At 74.4% G+C, this 17,508-nt stretch carries 18 protein-coding genes; 3 read left to right on the top strand and 15 right to left on the bottom strand.

All coding sequences use genetic code 11. The features are described from left to right. Positions 1–33 precede the first annotated feature (33 nt). From AB0J24_RS13395 to AB0J24_RS13385, 3 genes are all read right to left on the bottom strand, one after another. Entirely contained in the window at positions 34–579 is a 546-nt protein-coding gene (locus tag AB0J24_RS13395; protein ID WP_358680137.1) for a DUF501 domain-containing protein, read from the bottom strand. Positions 580–709: 130 nt separating this feature from the next. Next, positions 710–1,582: an alpha/beta hydrolase gene (locus AB0J24_RS13390; RefSeq protein ID WP_358680134.1), complete on the bottom strand. Its 873-nt coding sequence runs from the start codon at positions 1,580–1,582 to the stop codon at positions 710–712. 237 nt (positions 1,583–1,819) lie between these two features. Continuing rightward, positions 1,820–2,377: a nucleotide disphospho-sugar-binding domain-containing protein gene (locus AB0J24_RS13385; RefSeq protein ID WP_358680131.1), complete on the bottom strand. Its 558-nt coding sequence runs from the start codon at positions 2,375–2,377 to the stop codon at positions 1,820–1,822. Positions 2,378–2,572: 195 nt separating this feature from the next. Here AB0J24_RS13385 and AB0J24_RS13380 point away from each other — a divergent pair, with 195 nt between their 5' ends. Next, complete coding sequence (locus AB0J24_RS13380; protein WP_358680129.1) at positions 2,573–4,141, top strand: FAD-dependent oxidoreductase; 1,569 nt, start codon at positions 2,573–2,575, stop codon at positions 4,139–4,141. Between the two features lie 11 nt (positions 4,142–4,152). On the opposite strand, the gene AB0J24_RS13375 is transcribed toward AB0J24_RS13380, so the two are convergent. From AB0J24_RS13375 to eno, 3 genes are all read right to left on the bottom strand, one after another. Then, the gene (locus AB0J24_RS13375; protein WP_358680126.1) at positions 4,153–4,359 is read right to left on the bottom strand and encodes a hypothetical protein; all 207 of its coding nucleotides are present in this window, start codon (positions 4,357–4,359) and stop codon (positions 4,153–4,155) included. After that, positions 4,356–4,934 (bottom strand): septum formation initiator family protein, encoded by a 579-nt coding sequence (locus tag AB0J24_RS13370; RefSeq protein WP_358680123.1) that lies wholly within the window; start codon positions 4,932–4,934, stop codon positions 4,356–4,358. Before AB0J24_RS13370 ends, AB0J24_RS13375 begins: the two co-directional genes overlap by 4 nt. Positions 4,935–5,055: 121 nt before the next feature. Further along, positions 5,056–6,351 (bottom strand): phosphopyruvate hydratase, encoded by a 1,296-nt coding sequence (eno, locus tag AB0J24_RS13365; protein WP_358680120.1) that lies wholly within the window; start codon positions 6,349–6,351, stop codon positions 5,056–5,058. 141 nt (positions 6,352–6,492) lie between these two features. Between eno and AB0J24_RS13360 the strand changes: the two genes are divergently transcribed. Further along, on the top strand, positions 6,493–6,894 hold the full coding sequence (locus tag AB0J24_RS13360) for a tetratricopeptide repeat protein (protein ID WP_358680117.1): 402 nt from the start codon (positions 6,493–6,495) through the stop codon (positions 6,892–6,894). Between the two features lie 25 nt (positions 6,895–6,919). Here the strand turns inward: AB0J24_RS13360 and AB0J24_RS13355 are convergent, their stop codons facing one another. The 5 genes from AB0J24_RS13355 to AB0J24_RS13335 are packed head-to-tail and all read right to left on the bottom strand — an operon-like array spanning position 6,920 to position 12,520. After that, positions 6,920–7,657, bottom strand: coding sequence for a lytic transglycosylase domain-containing protein (locus tag AB0J24_RS13355; protein ID WP_358680114.1), 738 nt, complete (start codon positions 7,655–7,657; stop codon positions 6,920–6,922). Between the two features lie 45 nt (positions 7,658–7,702). Next, positions 7,703–8,626, bottom strand: a complete 924-nt coding sequence (locus tag AB0J24_RS13350; RefSeq protein WP_358680111.1) for a MazG family protein — start codon at positions 8,624–8,626, stop codon at positions 7,703–7,705. Beyond that, entirely contained in the window at positions 8,623–9,558 is a 936-nt protein-coding gene (locus AB0J24_RS13345) for a SurA N-terminal domain-containing protein (RefSeq protein ID WP_358680108.1), read from the bottom strand. The genes AB0J24_RS13350 and AB0J24_RS13345 overlap by 4 nt, the downstream gene beginning before the upstream one ends. Positions 9,559–9,611: 53 nt before the next feature. Beyond that, positions 9,612–10,262: a response regulator gene (locus tag AB0J24_RS13340; RefSeq protein ID WP_358680105.1), complete on the bottom strand. Its 651-nt coding sequence runs from the start codon at positions 10,260–10,262 to the stop codon at positions 9,612–9,614. After that, on the bottom strand, positions 10,238–12,520 hold the full coding sequence (locus AB0J24_RS13335; RefSeq protein WP_358680102.1) for an ATP-binding protein: 2,283 nt from the start codon (positions 12,518–12,520) through the stop codon (positions 10,238–10,240). The genes AB0J24_RS13340 and AB0J24_RS13335 overlap by 25 nt, the downstream gene beginning before the upstream one ends. A 165-nt stretch (positions 12,521–12,685) precedes the next feature. Between AB0J24_RS13335 and AB0J24_RS13330 the strand changes: the two genes are divergently transcribed. After that, positions 12,686–13,501, top strand: coding sequence for a formate/nitrite transporter family protein (locus tag AB0J24_RS13330; RefSeq protein WP_358680099.1), 816 nt, complete (start codon positions 12,686–12,688; stop codon positions 13,499–13,501). Between the two features lie 3 nt (positions 13,502–13,504). Here the strand turns inward: AB0J24_RS13330 and AB0J24_RS13325 are convergent, their stop codons facing one another. Genes AB0J24_RS13325 through AB0J24_RS13310 form a run of 4 tightly spaced genes read right to left on the bottom strand, consistent with a single transcriptional unit; the run spans position 13,505 to position 17,416 of the window. Continuing rightward, complete coding sequence (locus AB0J24_RS13325) at positions 13,505–14,290, bottom strand: ATP-binding cassette domain-containing protein (RefSeq protein ID WP_358680096.1); 786 nt, start codon at positions 14,288–14,290, stop codon at positions 13,505–13,507. 41 nt (positions 14,291–14,331) lie between these two features. After that, positions 14,332–14,520, bottom strand: coding sequence for a 4-oxalocrotonate tautomerase family protein (locus AB0J24_RS13320; protein WP_358680093.1), 189 nt, complete (start codon positions 14,518–14,520; stop codon positions 14,332–14,334). Next, positions 14,502–15,773, bottom strand: a complete 1,272-nt coding sequence (locus AB0J24_RS13315) for a DegT/DnrJ/EryC1/StrS family aminotransferase (protein ID WP_358680090.1) — start codon at positions 15,771–15,773, stop codon at positions 14,502–14,504. The genes AB0J24_RS13320 and AB0J24_RS13315 overlap by 19 nt, the downstream gene beginning before the upstream one ends. Then, the gene (locus tag AB0J24_RS13310) at positions 15,770–17,416 is read right to left on the bottom strand and encodes an AMP-binding protein (RefSeq protein ID WP_358680087.1); all 1,647 of its coding nucleotides are present in this window, start codon (positions 17,414–17,416) and stop codon (positions 15,770–15,772) included. The genes AB0J24_RS13315 and AB0J24_RS13310 overlap by 4 nt, the downstream gene beginning before the upstream one ends. Positions 17,417–17,508: the final 92 nt, after the last annotated feature.

Raw genomic sequence — 17,508 nt, 5'->3', positions numbered from 1 at the left:
GGTCGCTCCGGAGAGCACCGGGTCGCACCGGACCTAACGCCCGGTGACCGGTGTGCCGGTTCCGGCGCAGTCCGCGCCACGCCACCAGGCGCCGAGCTCCTCGATCGCCTCGTCGCCGAACGGGTTCACCCCGGATCCGGCGGCGAGCGCGTGCGCGACGTGCACGTGCAGGCACTTGACCCGGTCCGGCATCCCGCCCGCCGTGACGTCGGGGTGGGTGGCCAGCGGCTCGATCGCGTCCCGCTCCGCGAGGTAGCGCTCGTGCGCGGCCCGGTAGCGCCCGGCGAGGTCGGGGTCGGCGGCGAGCCGCGCCTCCATCTCCCTCATCCGGCCCTGCGCCTCCAGGGTCCCGATCCGCGACGCCAACCGCGGGCAGGTCAGGTAGTAGAGCGTCGGGAACGGTGTGCCGTCCGGGAGCCGCGGCGCGGTCTGCACGACCGCCGGGTGACCGGACGGGCACCGGTAGGCGACCGCGAGGATGCCCCGCGGGGCCCGGCCGAGCTGCTGTTCGACGGCCCGGACGTCGGCCTCGGCGACGGGGCCCGGTTCCAGGCCGGGAGGACGGTGCGGCGAGCTCACCACCCCATTCTCCCGCACGGCCGTGCCGTCCCGGCCCGCGGCGCGGCAGCACCGGCGTCGCTGCCGCGCGGCCACCACCACCGCGCGCCCGGGCGCGGTCCGCACGCCGGGCACCGCAGGGCCGATCAGCTCACTCGGCGTCCTGCCCGACCCCGTGCAGCTGGGCGGCCACGTCCACGATCACCTCGGGTGCGGTGTGGGCCACGAGGTGGCCTGCGTCGGGCACGACGCGTGTGCCGGCGTGCAGCGCCGTTCGTGCGACCTCGGCGAGCCGGGGCGGGGGGAAGAAGCGATCGTGCTCACCGACGACGACCCGGCACGGGGTGTGCTGCCAGGCGGAGATCGTCACGTTCGGCAGCGGCGCCGGCGCGAGGCTGCTCCGTGCATGCTCGGGCACCATCGCCATCCACTCCACCAATCGGTCGTGATCAGCGATCGGCGCCCCGCCTGCCATCGTGGCGAGCAACCGGGCGGCGCGGCGTGGGGTCGGTCGCAGGAGCCACGGCAGGGTCGCGCGAAGCGTGACCAGATCGACGCGAGCTTCGATCAGCCCGGCCGGAGCCACCAGCAGCAACCCGCGGATCTGTGGGGCGGGGTCCGCGCAGAGCGCCGCCACGGCGCCGAGCGACTCGCCGATCAGCAGCAGCGGCCCGGTGTCCGGACCGATACCCCGAAGGACCTGGGTGAACCAGTGCTGGTGCTGAGTGATCAGGTCGTCGACCGGCCGCCGACCGGAACTCAGCCCGGGCTGCCCCGGTGTGTCGACCGCGGTGACCCGGAACGACCTCGACAGTGCCGAGATCAACGGGATCGAGGTCGCCGCCCCGAAGTTGGTCCCCGGCAGAAGGACGACGCCCGGCCCGGACCCGGCGGTGGTGAGGTGCGTGGGGCCCAGGCAGGTCTCGAGGGTTCGTCGCTGCGCGCCGGGAAGAGCACGATCGAGCTCGCGGCGACACCAGTCCTGCAGGGCCCGGCGGCCGGCTTCCGAACGATAGACGTCCACAGTGGTCCTCTCGACGGCACGGTGCATCGCTCGCCGACCAGACTTCCCGGCACCCCGCAGGAGAGTAGGTCGCGAGGCTGCGTACCGCGACGGAGGCAGCCATCAAGATCCCGCAAATATCAAGCTCGCTGCTGATGCCGTCCCCCCGACGCGCGGGCCGGCGTCGGACTGCCCGTCCGGCCTTCCCTCCCGAGGGAGGCTGCTCGCCGGGCATCCCGGGTTCGACAGCCCGTCCGGTCAGGCGGGCAGCAGGTCCTCCAGTACGCGTACGCCGGTGGCGAGCCCGTCCTCGGCGGCGATCCGACCGGCGATCGCACGCGCCCGCTCCCGGTAACCCTCGTTCCGGACGAGATCGCCCAACCGCCCGGTGAGCTGCGCACGCATCCTGGCCGGACGCAGCGGCGCCGGACCGGCCCCCGCGGCGTGTACCTGGGCCCCCCAGAACGGCTGGTCACCGACGAACGGGCAGACCAGCGTCGGCCTGCCCGCGCGCAGCCCGGCCGCGGTGGACCCGGCCCCACCGTGGTGCACCACCGCTGCGACCCGTTCGAACAGGCGGTCGTGGGGAGCGGAGCCGACGACCAGGACGTCGTCGGCCGGCGAGTCCGGCGCGCTCAGACCGCCCCAGCCGGTCGCGAGGATTCCGCGCATCCGGTTCGTCCGCAGCGCGCCCAGCACCGCGTCGCGCCGCTCGTCGGCTCCCTTCCCGAACCCCATCGACCCGAATCCCACGTAGAGGCCCGCGATGAACCCGCCGGTGCCGCCGCCCAGGTCGGCGATGGTGCCGTTCGGCACCAGTCGTACAGCGGGAGGATCGCGCGCAGCTCCATCGCCGTGAAGCCGCGGCGGACACCATCCGGTGCTCCCTCCACGGGTCGATCACCTCGTCCACCCAACGGTAGGGGCGGGGAGGTGCTGAACCGGGCCGCAGCGCGGATGGCATAACCGATCCCGGGACGTGCCGCGCGGGTCTCGTTAGCATCGAGTGCCATGCAGAACGAGTTCGACGTCGTCGTCGCCGGATCCGGTGCTGCTGGCCTCACCGCGGCGATGACCGCGGCCGCCGCGGGCGCCGAGGTCCTCGTGCTGGAGGCCGCGGCCCACTGGGGCGGCTCCAGCGCCATGTCCGGCGGGCACGTCTGGGTGCCGGGCAACCACCACATGGCGGCGGCGGGCGTCGACGACTCGTTCGACGACGCCCTGCGCTACTGCCGCCACCACAGCCCCGACCGCGACGAGGCGCTCATCCGCGCGTTCCTCACCGCCGCGCCGGACGTGGTGCGGTTCGTCGAGGAGCACAGCGAGCTGCGCTTCCAGGCCAGCGCGTGGCCCGACTCGTTCGCCGAGAGCCCCGGCGGCAGGCCCGGCGCCCGCCACCTCGAACCCGCACCGCTCGCCGTCGGCGACGGGTGGGCCGACGAGGTGTGGCCCACCGCCATCCCGCCGGTGCTCACCAACGACGAGGTGTTCGGCATCGGCCTGCACGTCGACGGGTCGGTCTTCCCCGGCGAGCTGGTCGAGGGCCGGATGGCGCGCGGCGAGGTGACGCTGGGCGTCGCGCTCGTCGTCGGGCTGCTGCGGGCCTGCCGCGCCGCGGGCGTGACGATGCTGCGCGACGCGCGCGTCGAGACGTTGCTGCGCGACCCGGACGGCCGAGTCACCGGTGTGGAGTGCGCGGGCGAGCCGGGGCAGGTGCGCGCCCGGCGCGGGGTCGTGCTGGCCACGGGCGGCTTCGAGTGGGACGAGCGGCTGCGCGGCGAGCTGCTCGGCGCCCCGATGACCCACCCCGTCAGCCCGCCGGGGCACGTCGGCGACGCGGTCCGCATGGCCGGGGAGGTCGGCGCCGCGCTCGCCCGCCTCGGCGAGGACTGGTGCTGGCCGGTCACCGCGGGCAGCGGCACCTGGGGCGACGCCGCGGGCACCCCACGCCACTCCCAGGTGCTGGCCGAGCGGGTGCTGCCGCACGTGATCTGGGTGAACCCGGCGGGCAAGCGCTTCGTCAACGAGTCGAGCCACAACTGCGCGCTCGCGTTCGGCGAGGTCGACCCGGCCACCGGCGCCCCGCGCAACCTGCCCGCGTGGGCGGTCGGCGACGACCGGTACCGGCAGCGCTACGCCGTCTCCGCGGGCGCGGTCGAGGCACCCGACTTGGCCGCACTGGCGAAGCTGATCGACGTCGACCCGGCGGGCCTGGAGGCCGCCGTCGAGCGGTTCAACGGGTTCGTCCGGGCGGGCGTCGACGAGGACTTCCATCGCGGCGAGACGGCCTACGACCGCAACCTCGGCGACCCGCGGGCCGACCACCCCAACCTGGGCACCCTCGAGCGCGGCCCGTTCTTCGCCGTCCGCATCCACCCCGGCTCGGTGGGCACGAAGGGCGGCCCCCGCACCGACGCCGACGCCCGCGTCCTGAGCTGGCGGGGCACGCCGATCGAAGGTCTCTACGCGGCGGGCAACGCCATGGCCGCCGTCTTCGGTCCCGGCATCCTCGCGGGCGGGCTCTCCCTCGCAGGCGCCCTCACCTGGGGCCACCTGGCCGCCCGCCACGCGATGCGCTGAGCCTGGGGCGGTCAGCCCACCAGGGCGGTGCCGACGGCGTCGACGGTCCGGGGGCGGTTGAGCAGGTGTTGGCCCGCGACGTGGACGTCGCGCAGCAGCCGCTGCAGGGGAGAGGAGTCGTAGACCGCGGCCGAGCCGGACACGGCGAAGAGGTCGGAGTCCAATGTGGCCGCCTTCCAGCAAAAACCGCAGGTCAGCGTCATCTGAAACTGGCTCATCGCTGAGGTTCACCGGTGACGTCGTTCCACAGGGTGTGGAACCAGGGCACCCCCGGCTCCGCCTGGCCGTCGTCGATCTCGGGTTCCGGCGGCGCCGGGAACTGCACGATGTAGGGGGTCTCGCCCGGCTTCACCATCCCGAGCCGGGTGCGCGCCTGGGCCTCGACCTCCGCGGGATCGGACAACCGGGCCCGGTCCGTGGACAACCGGTCGACCTCGGCCTCGAGGGCCTGCTGCCGGTCCGAGACGGCGGCCAGCTCCTGCCGCTGGGCGACGTAGTTGTGCAGCGGGACGGCGACGGTCAGCGCCAGCGCGCACACCACGATCGCCAGGATCGCGGCCCGCTTGGTCGACGACAGCCCGAGCATGCCGGTGGTCCGCGCGACGACCTCGCCGGCCTTCGACCGGGCCCTGGTCAGCCGCGGTCGGGGCGGCGGCGGGCCGGCCGGGCGGGACCGCTCGGTGCCCTTGCGGGCGCCCGGCGGCGAGGTCCGCGGCTTGGCCGGTGCGCGCCCACGCCCGGCACCGGCGGTACGCGCGCGGGCGTCGCGGGCACGGCTGCGTGTCTCCCCCACGGTGACCCCCTCCCCCGAACCGGTACCGCTGCGTGGTCGTCGCCCCCAGGATGCCGCCCGATCGGGCGTCGGTCCGGGTGCCGCGCCGAGCGGATCGGGCGCGCCACCCGGATCACCCGCCTCAGCCCTGCCCGGGCACCTGGTAGCGGGGGAACGCCAGCTCGCCGTTGTAGCGGGCGGCGTCGCCGAGCAGCTCCTCGATGCGCAGCAGCTGGTTGTACTTCGCGACCCGTTCGGACCGGGCGGGGGCGCCGGTCTTGATCTGGCCGCAGCCGGTGGCGACGGCCAGATCGGCGATGGTGACGTCCTCGGTCTCGCCGGAGCGGTGGCTCATCATGCAGCGGTACCCCGCGTTGTGCGCCATCGTCACCGCGTCCAGGGTCTCGGACAGCGTCCCGATCTGGTTGACCTTCACCAGCAGCGCGTTCGCCGCTCCGCGGGCGATGCCGTCCTCCAGCCGCTCCGGGTTGGTGACGAACAGGTCGTCGCCGACCAGCTGCACCTTGTCCCCGATCGTCTCGGTGAGCGCGACCCAGCCGTCCCAGTCGTTCTCGTCGAGCGGGTCCTCGATGGAGACCAGCGGGTAGCTGTCGACCAGCTCGGCCCACACCTCGGCCAGCTTCTCCGACGAGACCTTCTTGCCCTCGAAGGAGTACGTGCCGCCCTCGTGGAACTCGGTGGCCGCGACGTCGAGCGCCAGCACGACGTCGGTCCCCAGGGTGTACCCGGCCCGCTGCACGGCCGCCGCGATCAGGTCCAGCGCTCCGCGGGTGCCACCGGTGACGTCCGGTGCGAAGCCGCCCTCGTCACCCAGGCCGGTGGACAGCCCCTTGTCCTTCAGCTCCGACTTGAGCGCGTGGTAGACCTCGGCGCCCCAGCGCAGCGACTCCCGGAAGGTCTCCGCCCCGATCGGGGCGACCATGAACTCCTGCACGTCGACGGAGGTGTCGGCGTGCGCTCCCCCGTTGAGGATGTTCATCATCGGCACCGGGAGCACGTGCGCGTTCGAACCGCCCACGTAGCGGAACAGCTCCAGCCCGGACGACTCGGCACCGGCCTTCGCGACCGCCAACGACACGCCGAGCAGCGCGTTCGCCCCGAACTTCGACTTGTCCGGGGTGCCGTCGAGGTCGACCAGGCGCTGATCGACCAGGCGCTGGTCGACCGCCTCGACGCCGACCAGCTCCGGGCCGATCTCGTCGAGGACCGCCGCGACGGCCTTCTCCACACCCTTGCCGCCGTAGCGCTTCGCGTCGCCGTCACGCAGCTCGACGGCCTCGTGCTCACCGGTCGAGGCGCCGGACGGGACCGCGGCACGCGCCAGCGTGCCGTCGTCCAGCGCGACCTCGACCTCCACCGTCGGGTTGCCCCGCGAATCGAGGATCTCGCGTGCCCCGACCTGCTCGATGACCGCCACCGTCACTCCTTCTCGCGTCGCCGGTCGTGTCCGGCGCCAGCGTAGCCACAGCGGCGTGACCCGCGAGGGACGCTTACGTCACGGTGCCGCGGTGTCAATCCCTCGCGTCGAACGTGGATCACACCTAACGTGGGCGTGACCATGAGCAGTCCACGTGCGCACTCCTCGGACCCGGTCGCCGCGTTCCGCCGCGCCGACTCGCTGCTCTCCCGGCGCCGGCCGCTGGAGGCGCTGGACGCGCTGCGCGCGGTGCTCGGCCCGGCCGGTTCGCCGGACGCGTCGGTGCACCTGCTCGCGGGCCGCGCATACCTGGACTCGGCGCAGCTGCGCAAGGCCGAGGAGTCGTTCCTGCGGGTGATCGAGATCGACCCGGCCGACCACTACGCGCGCTTCGCGCTCGGCAAGACACTGCAGCGCCAGGGCAGGCTGGGCGAGGCGGAGACCTCGCTCAAGATGGCCTCGGCGATGGACCCGCGGCCGGAGTACCAGGAGGCGCTGGGCGAGGTCAGGGCCCGGATCGCGGTCGTCACCGACCGGCCCTGACCGGCCCCGCGCGATCCGCGGGCGGTCAGCGCGCGGCCTCGTCCGGCGCGGTGCGGGCGGCGTAGTCCGCGGCGGCCGACCACACGTCACGGGCGTAGGAACCGGAGGCGTTGTAGGCGAGCACGCCGTCCCACCAGTCCTCGGCCTCGGTCACGTCCCGGTCGCCGCCGCACAGGTAACCGGCGGCGGCGAGCGCGGCGTCGTCGATCTGGTGCGGGTCGGCGACACCGTCGTCGTTGCCGTCCGCGCCGTAGCGCTGCCAGGTCTCGGGAAGGAACTGCATCGGTCCGACCGCCCGGTCCAGGTCCGGGTCGCCGTCGAGCACGCCGCCGTCGGTGTCGGTGACCAGCCGGGTGCCGTCGGTGCCGTCCAGCGGGATCCCGACGACCGGCGGCTCCACCCGGCCGTCGGCCCGCACCTGCGCGTCACCCAGCGTGCCGTGCCGGGACTCGATCCGGCCGATCCCGGCGAGGGTCGCCCAGCCGACCCGGCACTGCGGGGTGAGCTCGCGCTGGCGCAGCTCCGCGTTCGCGTAGGCCCGCAACGTGCGCTCGGGGACGTCCGCACCGGGCGCCGTGGCCGCGGCCCAGGCGACCGGGTCCGTGCCGTCCGGCAGCGGCGCCGCGGCCGGCGGCGGGCTGTCCCGGTCCACCGGCGTCCGCGGTCCGCCCCGGTCCGGGCCGGTCACCAGCACCGCGAGTGCGACGAGCACGACGAGGGCCAGGATCCCGCCGACCGCCGCCACCAGAGATCGGATGAGCACCCCGCCCACCGTACCGACCGGAGCCACCCGGCCGGGTGAACCGGTTCAGGGCGTCGACCAGTACCGGCGCCAGTCGTCGGCGGTCAGGGCGTGCGGGTCCCGGCCGTCGGCGGCCGCGGCCTTCTCGGCCGCACGGACCCGGGCGTCGAACGCGCGGGCGACGCCGCGCAGCGCGTCCTCCGGGTCGCCCCCGCCGAGCTGGGTCAGCGCGGCCAGCCGGAACAACCGCTCACCGGGCTCGTCCCCGTCGGGCAGCAGGTCCGCGGGCAGTCCGGCCCGGGCCGTGCGGGAGGCGAGCTTCGCCGCCAGGGCGACCGCGGGCTGCGCCGTGGCGACGCCGTCCACACTGGACTCCCGCCGCTTCTCGGCCCGCTTCAGCTCGTCCCAGCGGCGGTCCTGGTCCTGCGCGGTCGCGACCTGCTCGCCGCTGCCGAACACGTGCGGATGCCGCCCGACGAGCTTGTCGACCAGGCCGGTCGCGACCGGGTCGATGCCGAACGGGTCGTCCGGGTGCTCGGTGGCGACCCTGGCGTGGAACAGCACCTGCAGCAGCACGTCACCGAGCTCCTCGCGCAGCTCGGTGCGGTCGCCGTCCTCGATGGCCTGGTAGAGCTCGTAGCACTCCTCGACCAGGTAGCGCAGCAGCGACCGGTGGGTCTGCTCGGCATCCCACGGGCAGCCGCCCGGCGAGCGGAGCCGGTCCATCACCGCGATCGCGTCGAGCACGGCGTGCCCGGTGGGCGGGGCGACGGCGTCCGTATCCGCGGCCGGGTGCCCGGCCGGGACCAGCAGCACGGTGCCGTCGGGCAGCGACGCCGGATCGGTACCGTCCCACTCCTGGGCGCCGGCGGCCAGGCCCGCGTCCAGCCCGGGGACGGCGAGCACCGCCGTCGAAGCGCGCAGTGCCGGCACCGCGGCCGCCGGCAGCGCGGCCCCACGGCGCGGGCACGCGACGACCGTCGCGCTCACGGCGCCGGCGCAGCGGAGCCGGCGCCCGCACCGGTGGACACCGGCAGCACCGTCGCCGCCTCGTCCGCCCCCGGCACCGCGAGCATCTGGATCGGGTCCCAGGTGCCGTAGCGCGGGTTCAGCTCCACCCCGGCGCGCAGCGCGGTCGGCGTCAGCAGCCGGATCCCGGCCTCGGACAGCGTCTGCGGATCGAGCCGCTCCGCGGCGCCACCCTCCGGCGGGGCCTGCGCGTGAAGCGTACGGTCGGTGACCCGGACCACCACCCAGCCCTGGCCGGTGCCCAGCTGGAACGCGGCGACCCAGCCCGCCGGGATTCCGATCAACGGGGTCAGCGCGGCCTGCGGCGTCTCCGCCGGGCGGATCGCCAGGTCACGCTGGGCGGTGCCGGCCCCGGCCAGTGCCTGCTCGGCACGCGCGCCGCCGGCCGCGACCTCGCGCGCCAGCTCGAGTGCCTGCTCGCGCGACTCGGCGACGGCCACGTCGGCGGTGACCGACAGCCGGTCCAGCTCGCGGCCGGCCAGCTCGGTGAGGGTCAGCTGGTCGCGGATCGCCGCCTGCGCCCCGCCGACCGCGAGCGAGCTCTCGGCCACCGCGTCCGGACCGCCCGCCCGGGCGATCGCGGCCTCGACCTGCTGATCGGTGACGGTGATCCCCTGCTCCTGCGCAGTCCTGGCGAGCAGGTCCCGGATGACGAGCTGGGACACCACGGCGCGGCCGACGTCGGCCTCCGAGCCGCCCTGCGCGGTCAGCCCCTCGACCAGCCCCGGCCGGACGAGCACCTGGGTGATCGACTGCTGAGTCTCGTCCAGCGGGATCGACGTCTCGCCGACGATCGCGGCGGAGTCGGCCCGGTTCGGCCCGGCACCACAGCCCGCGACCAGCGCCGAGACGATCACCAGGGCCGCTGTGAACCTGCCCGTCCGAGTGCGCACCGGGCCAGCCTCTCACGCGATGTGGCGGTGCTCTCCGGCGGCCGGGACGCCGGTCACAGCTCGCCCAGCTCCACCAGACCGTCCTGCAGCGCCCGTGCCACCAGCGCGGCCTTCGACGGAGCGGGCCGGCCGGCGTCGGCGTACTTGGCCCGCACCCGCGCGATGTAGGTGTCGACGGTCGTCACCGACAGGTGCAGCCGGTGCGCGACGAGTGTCTTCGATTCCGACTCGAACCAGGACAGGAGCACCTGGCGCTCCCGGGCCGACAGCACGGGCCGGCCCGGACGGCGGTCGCCGGCGAGCACACCGCTCAGCATCGGCCCGGTGTATGACTCGCCGCGGGCCGCAGCGTGCACCGCCGCGACCAGGTGCCCGGCCCCCTCGGACTTGGCCAGGTAGCTCGACGCGCCGAGATCGACACAGCCCAGCACGGTCGCCGGCGTCTCGTCCTGGGAGTAGACGACGACGTTGCGGCCGGCCTCGACCAGGGTGCGCAGCGCGGCGAGATCGGGCACCGGGCCGCCCAGGAACAGGTCCAGGACGACGACGTCGGCACCGGCGCCGGCGCCGGTCAGCGCGACGTCCGGCCGGGGGCCGGCCGCCAGCACCGTGATCGGCGGGTCGGCCGCGGCGCACCAGCCGCCGACCCCCTCCACGATCGCCGGGTGGTCGTCGACGATCACCGCGGTGACCGCTGCTGCCATCGGACCTCCAACCAGCTGTGCCCCTCGTGCTCCACGGTCTCGGTGCGGACGCCGGCCACGACACCGGGGGCGGCCGGCGGCCCACGTCCCGGGTCGAGCGCCGCCACCACCGCGAGCACGAGCTCGCCGTCGTCGTCGTCGTGCAGGGTCAGCCGCGCGGTCCCGGTCGCGCACGCCAGCAACGCTCCCGCATGGCCGACCAGCGCCCGCCGCACCCGTGCCGGCGGCTCGGTCCGGGGCGCCGAGACGGAGACCCGCAGGCCGAGGCCGCGCTGTTCGGCGTGTTCGAGAAGCACCTCCAGCTCACCGGCCAGCTCGCCACCGTCGTCGTCGACCCGCGCGAACAGCCGCCGCAGCCGGGCGGACTCCGTCGCCGCCCGGCGCCGCACGTCCGGGTCGGCGGGTGACGCCGCGCCGTCGCGCAGGCCGCGCAGCAACGGCAGCACACCGGCCCGCAGCGCCGCGTAGCGCTGTTCCCGATCGGCGTGCACCCGCTGTGCGACCTCCTCCCGGGTGACGACGGCCGCCCGCGCGGACGCCGCCCCGGCCGCCTCCGCGGCGACGGCGCGCAACGCCGTCGCCCCGAGCGCGACCGCCAGGTGCAGGCCCTCCACGCCGACCACGACGATGCCGAACTCCACCAGACCGGCGGGATCAGCACGTCCGCGGAGCACGAGTACCCCGGCCATCAGCACGACATGCACCGCGATGAACCCGACGGTCCGGCTCAGCCGCCGGTCGCAGAACAGCAGCACCCCGAGGAAGCCGGTCACCCCGAGCGTCCAGTGCGCGGGCCGGACGAGCTCGTCGGCCGGCAGCGACAGCGTCACCCCGAGCGACATCAGCAGCACGAACACCGCGGCGGGCAGTCGCGCCGCGCCCCAGGAGCGGCCGGCCAGCACCAGCGCCAGGTCGGCGAGCGCGACCGCGACGATGCCGGCGAACCACATCCAGGCGGTCCACCGTGCCGGGTACAGCTCCGTCGTCGCGAGCAGGTTCCCCAGGCAGAACACCCCGAGCACGACCAGCACGACCAGCGACTGCGCGAGCCGCAGTCCGCGCAGCAGGTGCAGGGCGTGCCCGCCCCGTTCCGGATCGCGGCCGGTCGGGGCGGGCCGGGACGGGTCCGGCGTCGGCCACTCCAGCGTCACCGTGGTCCCGCGCCCCGGCGCGGACGCCACCGTCGCCCGGCCCCCGGCACCGGCCATCCGATCGGCCACCGACGTCCGCAACCCGGTGCGCCCGCGCGGCACGGCCGCCGGATCGAACCCGCCGCCGTCGTCGGTGATCTCGATCCGGACGCCGCCGTCGCGGGCCCGCAACCGGAGCTGCGCGGAGCCGGTCCCGGCGTGCCGGCGCACGTTCTCCAGCACCTCGCCGACGGCGCCGTCGAGCGCGGTGAGCGCGGGCGCGGGCAGCTCCGGGAACGGTGCAACGGGCTCGGGACGTACCCGCACCCGGGACCGGGCCACGGTGCGGGCCAGCGACGGCACGACGCCGCCGGGCCTGCCCTCCAGCGCCGCGACGTCCCGGTCGAGCTGGTCCGGCAGCCAGGGCTCACGCCCGCTCACCTGACCCAGGCCGACCATCAGCAGGGTCCCGGCGGCGGTGTCGTGCACCGCGGCCCAGTGCCTGCGCTGCTCGGCCCGCCGGGCCGACTCGGTCACCGCCGCGCGCTCGCGGACGAGACGGTCCGCCAGCAGCGCGTCGGCCTCCCTCCCGGCCCTGGCCACCAGCACCCTCAGCAGCCGGGACAGCGCCGCGCCGACCAGGATCCAGGCCCCGCCCCCGGCCAGCAACGCCTCGCCCGGCCCGAGTCCGGAGAGCAGGCAGCCGCCGAGATAGGCGGCGGCCAGCAGCACCGCGATCACCGCCCCGGAACGCGCAGGCCGGTACCACTGCACCGCGATCGCGGTGAACGAGACCACCACCGACACCCAGCCGAGCTGCGCCGTGATGAGCTGCGGATCGACCAGCAACGGCTGGGCCAGGCCCAGCGCCGCGACCACCGGCGGATCGGCCCGGCCGGCCCAGGCCGGGCGCCCGGTGCGCGCCCAGCGCAGGTGGACGAGGTTCCACCCGCCGAAGGCGACCGCGACCGCCCCGCAGAGCCACGGCCCGGCCGGGGGCCCCGCGAACGGTGCGAGAGCGGCCACCCCGATCCCGACGGCGGCCCGCGCCGACACCGAGTACCGGCGCCCCCGGAGGTCCAGGAACCGTGTGGTCGCGGCGTCCTCCACCGGCGAGGTCCGGAACATCACGGAGGGGGTGTCGCTTCTCCCGCCGTCCTGTTAGCCGGGTTCGTCACCACGTGCTGAACGTCTCCTCCCGGCCGACCGCCCAGATTGTGACGAAAGCGGTGTTTCGGGCGTACCTCCTTCGTCTATCCGGCCCTCGGTCCCCGCAGCCAGGAGGAGACGACCGTGCCCGACCGGACCCCCGCCGAGATCGCACCCGCCGCGGTGGAACAGGGCGTCGCGAAAGCGAGCCGACGCTGGGACTCCGTCGCCGTGGGTTCGTTCCTCGCCGGCGCCTACATCGCCTTCGGTGCGCTCGTCGCGATCAGCGTCTCCTCCGGGATGGACCCCGAGTTCTGGGGGACCCTGCCGACCCTGTTCCTCGGCGCCGCGTTCACCCTCGGCCTGGTCCTGGTGGTGGTGGGTGGCGCGGACCTGCTCACCGGGAACATGATGCTGCTGCCGATGGCCGTGCTGCGTCGCAGGCTGCGCCCGGTGGCGGTACCGAAGAACCTGGCGATCGTGCTCGTCGGGAACCTCGCCGGCGCCGTGTTCGTCGCGTACTTCTTCGCCGTGGCGGCCGGTGTCGTCGGAGATGTCGGGTCCCCGCCGGGCAGCATGGAACTGCTCACCTACGAACGCCTGGTCGGGATCACCGACTCCAAGGGCGGTTCGGCGGGCGCCTGGGAGGTGTTCCTGCGGGCGGTGGCCTGCAACTGGCTGGTCTGCCTGGCGATCTGGCTCTCGCTCGCCTCGGACCGGGTCACCGGGAAGATCCTCGGGATCTTCTTCCCGATCATGGCGTTCGTGGCGATGGGCTTCGACCACGTGGTCGCCAACATGTTCTTCCTCCCGGCCGCGATGTTCGCCGGTGTGCCCGGTCTCACCTGGGCGGACGTCACGATCAACCTGTCGATCGCGACCGTGGGGAATCTCGTCGGCGGTGCGGTGTTCGTCGCGCTCGCCTACTGGTACCTGTACCTGAAGGACGAGCCCGGCTGATCCTCAGGCCACGGCGGCGGATCCGGACCCGTCGACGCAGACGCAGCCCAGCGGGTCGAAACCGTTGAATCCCACCGAGGAGGGTGGGGTTCGCTGCACGTTCCCAACCAGTGACCAGTCTGCGGCCGCGTGCCGACTCTCGACGAACCGGCGGTAGGCGCCGGTGCGCTCGCGCAGCTCTGTATGAGTGCCCACGTCGGCGATCCGTCCCTCGTCGAGGACGACGATCCGATCGGCGGCCAACACGGTCTGCAGCCGGTGGGCGACCACCAGCACCGCCCGGTCGCGGGCGAGGGCGGTGACGGCCTCGCCCACGAGCCGTTCGTTGGTGGCGTCCGGGGCCGAGGCGACCTCGTCGAGGAGCACCACGGGACGGTCGCGCAACAGGGCGCGGGCAATGGCGACGCGTTGTCGCCCCCCGCGGGAGAGGGTGCGGCCCGCCGCCCCGACGGGGGTCGCCCAGCCCTGCGGGAGGCGGTCGACGATCTCGTCCACCCGGGCGGCCGCGGCGACCCGCGCGAGGTCCCCCGACGCGCCCCATCGCGCCGGCGTCGACGGTTCGGCCAGGGCCGGCTCGGCGAGGAACGCCTGGACACGGTGCACACCGACCCCGGCCATCCGGAACCCGGCGGCGATGCCCGCAACCGCGGTCAGGGGTTCGGCGAAGCGGACCGCGAGCACCAGGATGCCGACCAGCAGCCCGACGTCGATGGGCTGTCCCCCGGCGAGCAGCGCGCCGACGGTCAGCGTGGCTGCGAGCACCGCCTGGATCGGCACGATCAGCGGCACGGACCATCCTGGCCGAGCGTTCGGCAGGGTTTGGCTCACCGTCACTTCCCCGCTGGGCGGCCACCGATCCCCCACCGCGCCGGGTCGACCCCGTCCAGGACGACCCAGGTCTGGTCGCGGATCGATTCCCCGAACACCCGTACGACGGCGTCGGTCAGCTCGGTGACGAGCTGTTCCTGGGTCTGTGGGGTGAGCCGCTGTTCGAAGATCTTCACGTCGATGAAGGGCATGATGTGGCCTCCGTGTCAGAAGCGCCGGGCCGGGACGGTGCGCGCGAGACCTCGCGCAGCGCGTCGTCGAGGGCGTCGGTGAGGTGGTCGATCTGGGTGTCGGTCAGGTGCGGATGGCAGGGCAGGTTCATGTGGCCGCCGAACCAGGACGCCTCGGCGACCGGACACTCACCGGGGCCGTGCGGCCCGCGCGCCCGCCACTCGGGCATCAGGTGCTGGGGGAAGTAGCGCAGCTGCACCTCGACCGACCGTGCGTCGAGTGCCCGGACCAGTGCGTCGCGCACGCCAGGACGCTCGACGAAGAACGTGTAGAGGTGGTGGCCACTGCGTGTCCCGGGTTCGGTACGGGTCAGCCGCACACCCTCCTGGCCCGCGAGCACCTCGTCGAGCCGGGCGGCGACATGCGCCCGCCGCTGGTGGAGCTCGGGTAGCCGGTCCAGCTGGACCAGGCCGACCGCGGCGGCGGCCTCGGAGAGGGTGGCGTTGGTCCCGGACCGGCGGACCCGCGAACAGGCCTGTCCGTACGCCCGCTCGGACCACCGCATCCAGGGCAGCGACTCGGGTACGGCGTCCGGGTGCGGCCCGACCAGAAGGTCGGCGTCCACCTCGTTGGACCGGCGCCGGTCGATTCGCCGGGCCCAGTCGTCCCGGTCGACGGTGATGAGCCCGCCCTCACCGAGGGTGGTGATGTTCTTGCTGGAGTGGAAGCTGAAACAGCCGATGTCGCCGAGGGAGCCGGGTCGTCGTCCGCGGTAGTCCGCGCCGAGTGCGTGTGCGCAGTCCTCGATCACGACGACTCCCCGGGGCCGGGTCGCGGCGGTGATCCGGTCCATGTCGGCGGGCAGCCCGCCGTAGTGCACGAGGACCACGGCCCGGGTGCGCTCGGTGAGCATCTCCTCGACCCGGGACGGGTCGATGTTGGCCGTGGCGGGGTCGATGTCGCAGAACCGGACCGTGGCCGGGGTGTCCAGCAGAGGTTGGACGGTGGCCTGGAAGGTCTGCGGGGTCACCAGAACCTCGTCACCGGGGGCGAGGTCGAGCAGGCCGATCGCGAGTTCCAGCGCGACCGTTCCGCTGGTGACGCTCAGCGCGTGCCGGACCCCGAGGTGGGCGGCCATCCGGCGTTCGAACTCCGCGCGCAGCGCCCCCGACGACAGCACAGTGTCCTCGTGCACCAGCTGGTGCAGCACGGCCGCCTCGCGCTGCCCGAGGATGCTCCCGCGGGCGGCGAAGGGGACGCGGTAGCGGCTCACCGTCCGCCCGCCAGCCTGGCCCGCAGTGCTTTCTTGTCGATCTTCCCGACCGGGGTCAGGGGGAACGAGTCGAGGAGCTCGACCTGGTCGGGGAACTTGTACGCCGCGACCCCGAGCCCGCGCAGGTGGCGGGCGAGTCCGACCTTGCCCGGTGGTTCGTCGCGGGGGACGACGAAGGCGACCGTCCGTTCGCCCCACCGCTCGTCCGGTGCCGCGACGACGGCCACCCCGGCGACCTGCGGATGGGAGAGCAGGTACCCCTCGATCTCGGTGGCGGCGATCTTCTCCCCACCGCGGTTGATCTGGTCCTTCTCCCGCCCGACGACGATCAGGTGGCCGCTGGGCAGTTGCCGGACCACGTCACCGGTCCGGTAGAACCCGTCGGAGGTGAATGCGGTCGCGTTGTGTTCGGGTGCACGGTAGTAGCCGCGCAGCGTGTATGGGCCGCGGGTGAGCAGTTCCCCCGGCTCACCGGGCGGGACCGGGCGACCGTCCGGGCCGACGACCCGGATCTCGTCGGCCGGGGAGATCGGCCGGCCCTGGGTGGTGAACCGCAGCTCGTCCGGGTCGTCCAGGCCGGTCAGGTTCAACAGGCCCTCGGCCATGCCGAACACCTGCTGCAGCCGGGCGCCCAGCGCGGGCTCCACGGTGGGGGCGATCTCGTCGGCGAGCCGGGCACTGCCGACCTGGACCAGTTCCAGGCTGGACAGATCGAACCGGGTACGCCCTGCCTCCTCCACCCAGATCGGGGTGAGCGGGGGGTTCAGCGCGGTCACGGTGACCCGCTCGGCCTCGACCAGCGCGAACGCGGTCGCCGGGTCCGGTGCACCGGAGAGTACGACGGTGCCGCCGGTGGCCAGCGTGCCCAGCACTCCCGGGCAGCTCATCGTGAAGTTGAACGCGACGGGCAGGACGGCCAGGTAGACCGACTCCGGTCCGAACCGGCAGATCCGGGCGGCGGCCACGGCGTTGTAGAGGTAGTCGTCGTGCGTCCGTGGGATGAGCTTGGGCAGCCCCGTCGTCCCCCCGGAGAGCAGCAGCAGCGCGACGTCGGAGGCCACCGGCGGGTCGAGCTCCGCGGCCGGGGCCTCCGCGGGGGCGGTGGTTCGCAGCGCCTCCAGGGCCACGGCGTCGGGACCCGGGTCACCGTCGACGACCACGTGGCGCAGCGACGGCACCTCGGCGCGGACCTCGGCGGCCAGTGTGCGGTGGTCGAACCGTGCGTGCACGTCCGGGATCAGGTATGCGACCGCCTCGCTGAGCCGGGCGAGGTGCACGATCTCTGCCCGCCGGTGCCCGGGCAGCGCGTGCACGGGCAGCACGCCGAGACGCTGCAGCGCGAACCAGACGACCAGGAACGACGCCCGGTTCGGCAGCTGCAGCACCACCCGGTCCCCGCGACGCAGTCCCAGCCTGTGCAGGCCGGCCGCGGTCCGGTCGACCTCGGTGTCCAGCTCGGCGTAGCTCAGCCTGTGGTGCACGTCGACGACGGCCGGGTGATCCGGCTGCGCACCGGCGGCGGCACGCAACACCTCACCGAAGGTCCGCCCCTGCCAGTACCCGGCCTCCCGGTAGGACCGGGCCACCTCAGGCGGCCAGGTCGGGGCATCGGCGATCGCTCCGCCGGCCACACCGTCACCCATCGTGTCCCACCTCTCCGTTGGCCACCTCGCAGTGACCTGTTCGTGTCGCAGGCATCTGGTCATCCCGCCACGTTCCGTGTTTGGATGAGTCA

It is taken from the genome of Pseudonocardia sp. NPDC049635 (assembly GCF_040659795.1).
GTDB lineage: Bacteria > Actinomycetota > Actinomycetes > Mycobacteriales > Pseudonocardiaceae > Pseudonocardia.
Note: the sequence above shows the minus strand (reverse complement) of the source record. Positions and strands in the feature narration are given on the sequence as shown.

What these genes read in the sequence shown, in the direction of transcription:
- AB0J24_RS13380 (WP_358680129.1), top strand. Translation starts at nt 2,573, where the DNA reads ATGCAGAACGAGTTCGACGTCGTCGTCGCCGGATCCGGTGCTGCTGGC.
- AB0J24_RS13375 (WP_358680126.1), bottom strand. Translation starts at nt 4,359, where the DNA reads ATGAGCCAGTTTCAGATGACGCTGACCTGCGGTTTTTGCTGGAAGGCG.
- AB0J24_RS13360 (WP_358680117.1), top strand. Translation starts at nt 6,493, where the DNA reads ATGAGCAGTCCACGTGCGCACTCCTCGGACCCGGTCGCCGCGTTCCGC.
- AB0J24_RS13340 (WP_358680105.1), bottom strand. Translation starts at nt 10,262, where the DNA reads ATGGCAGCAGCGGTCACCGCGGTGATCGTCGACGACCACCCGGCGATC.
- AB0J24_RS13335 (WP_358680102.1), bottom strand. Translation starts at nt 12,520, where the DNA reads ATGTTCCGGACCTCGCCGGTGGAGGACGCCGCGACCACACGGTTCCTG.
- AB0J24_RS13320 (WP_358680093.1), bottom strand. Translation starts at nt 14,520, where the DNA reads ATGCCCTTCATCGACGTGAAGATCTTCGAACAGCGGCTCACCCCACAG.
- AB0J24_RS13310 (WP_358680087.1), bottom strand. Translation starts at nt 17,416, where the DNA reads ATGGGTGACGGTGTGGCCGGCGGAGCGATCGCCGATGCCCCGACCTGG.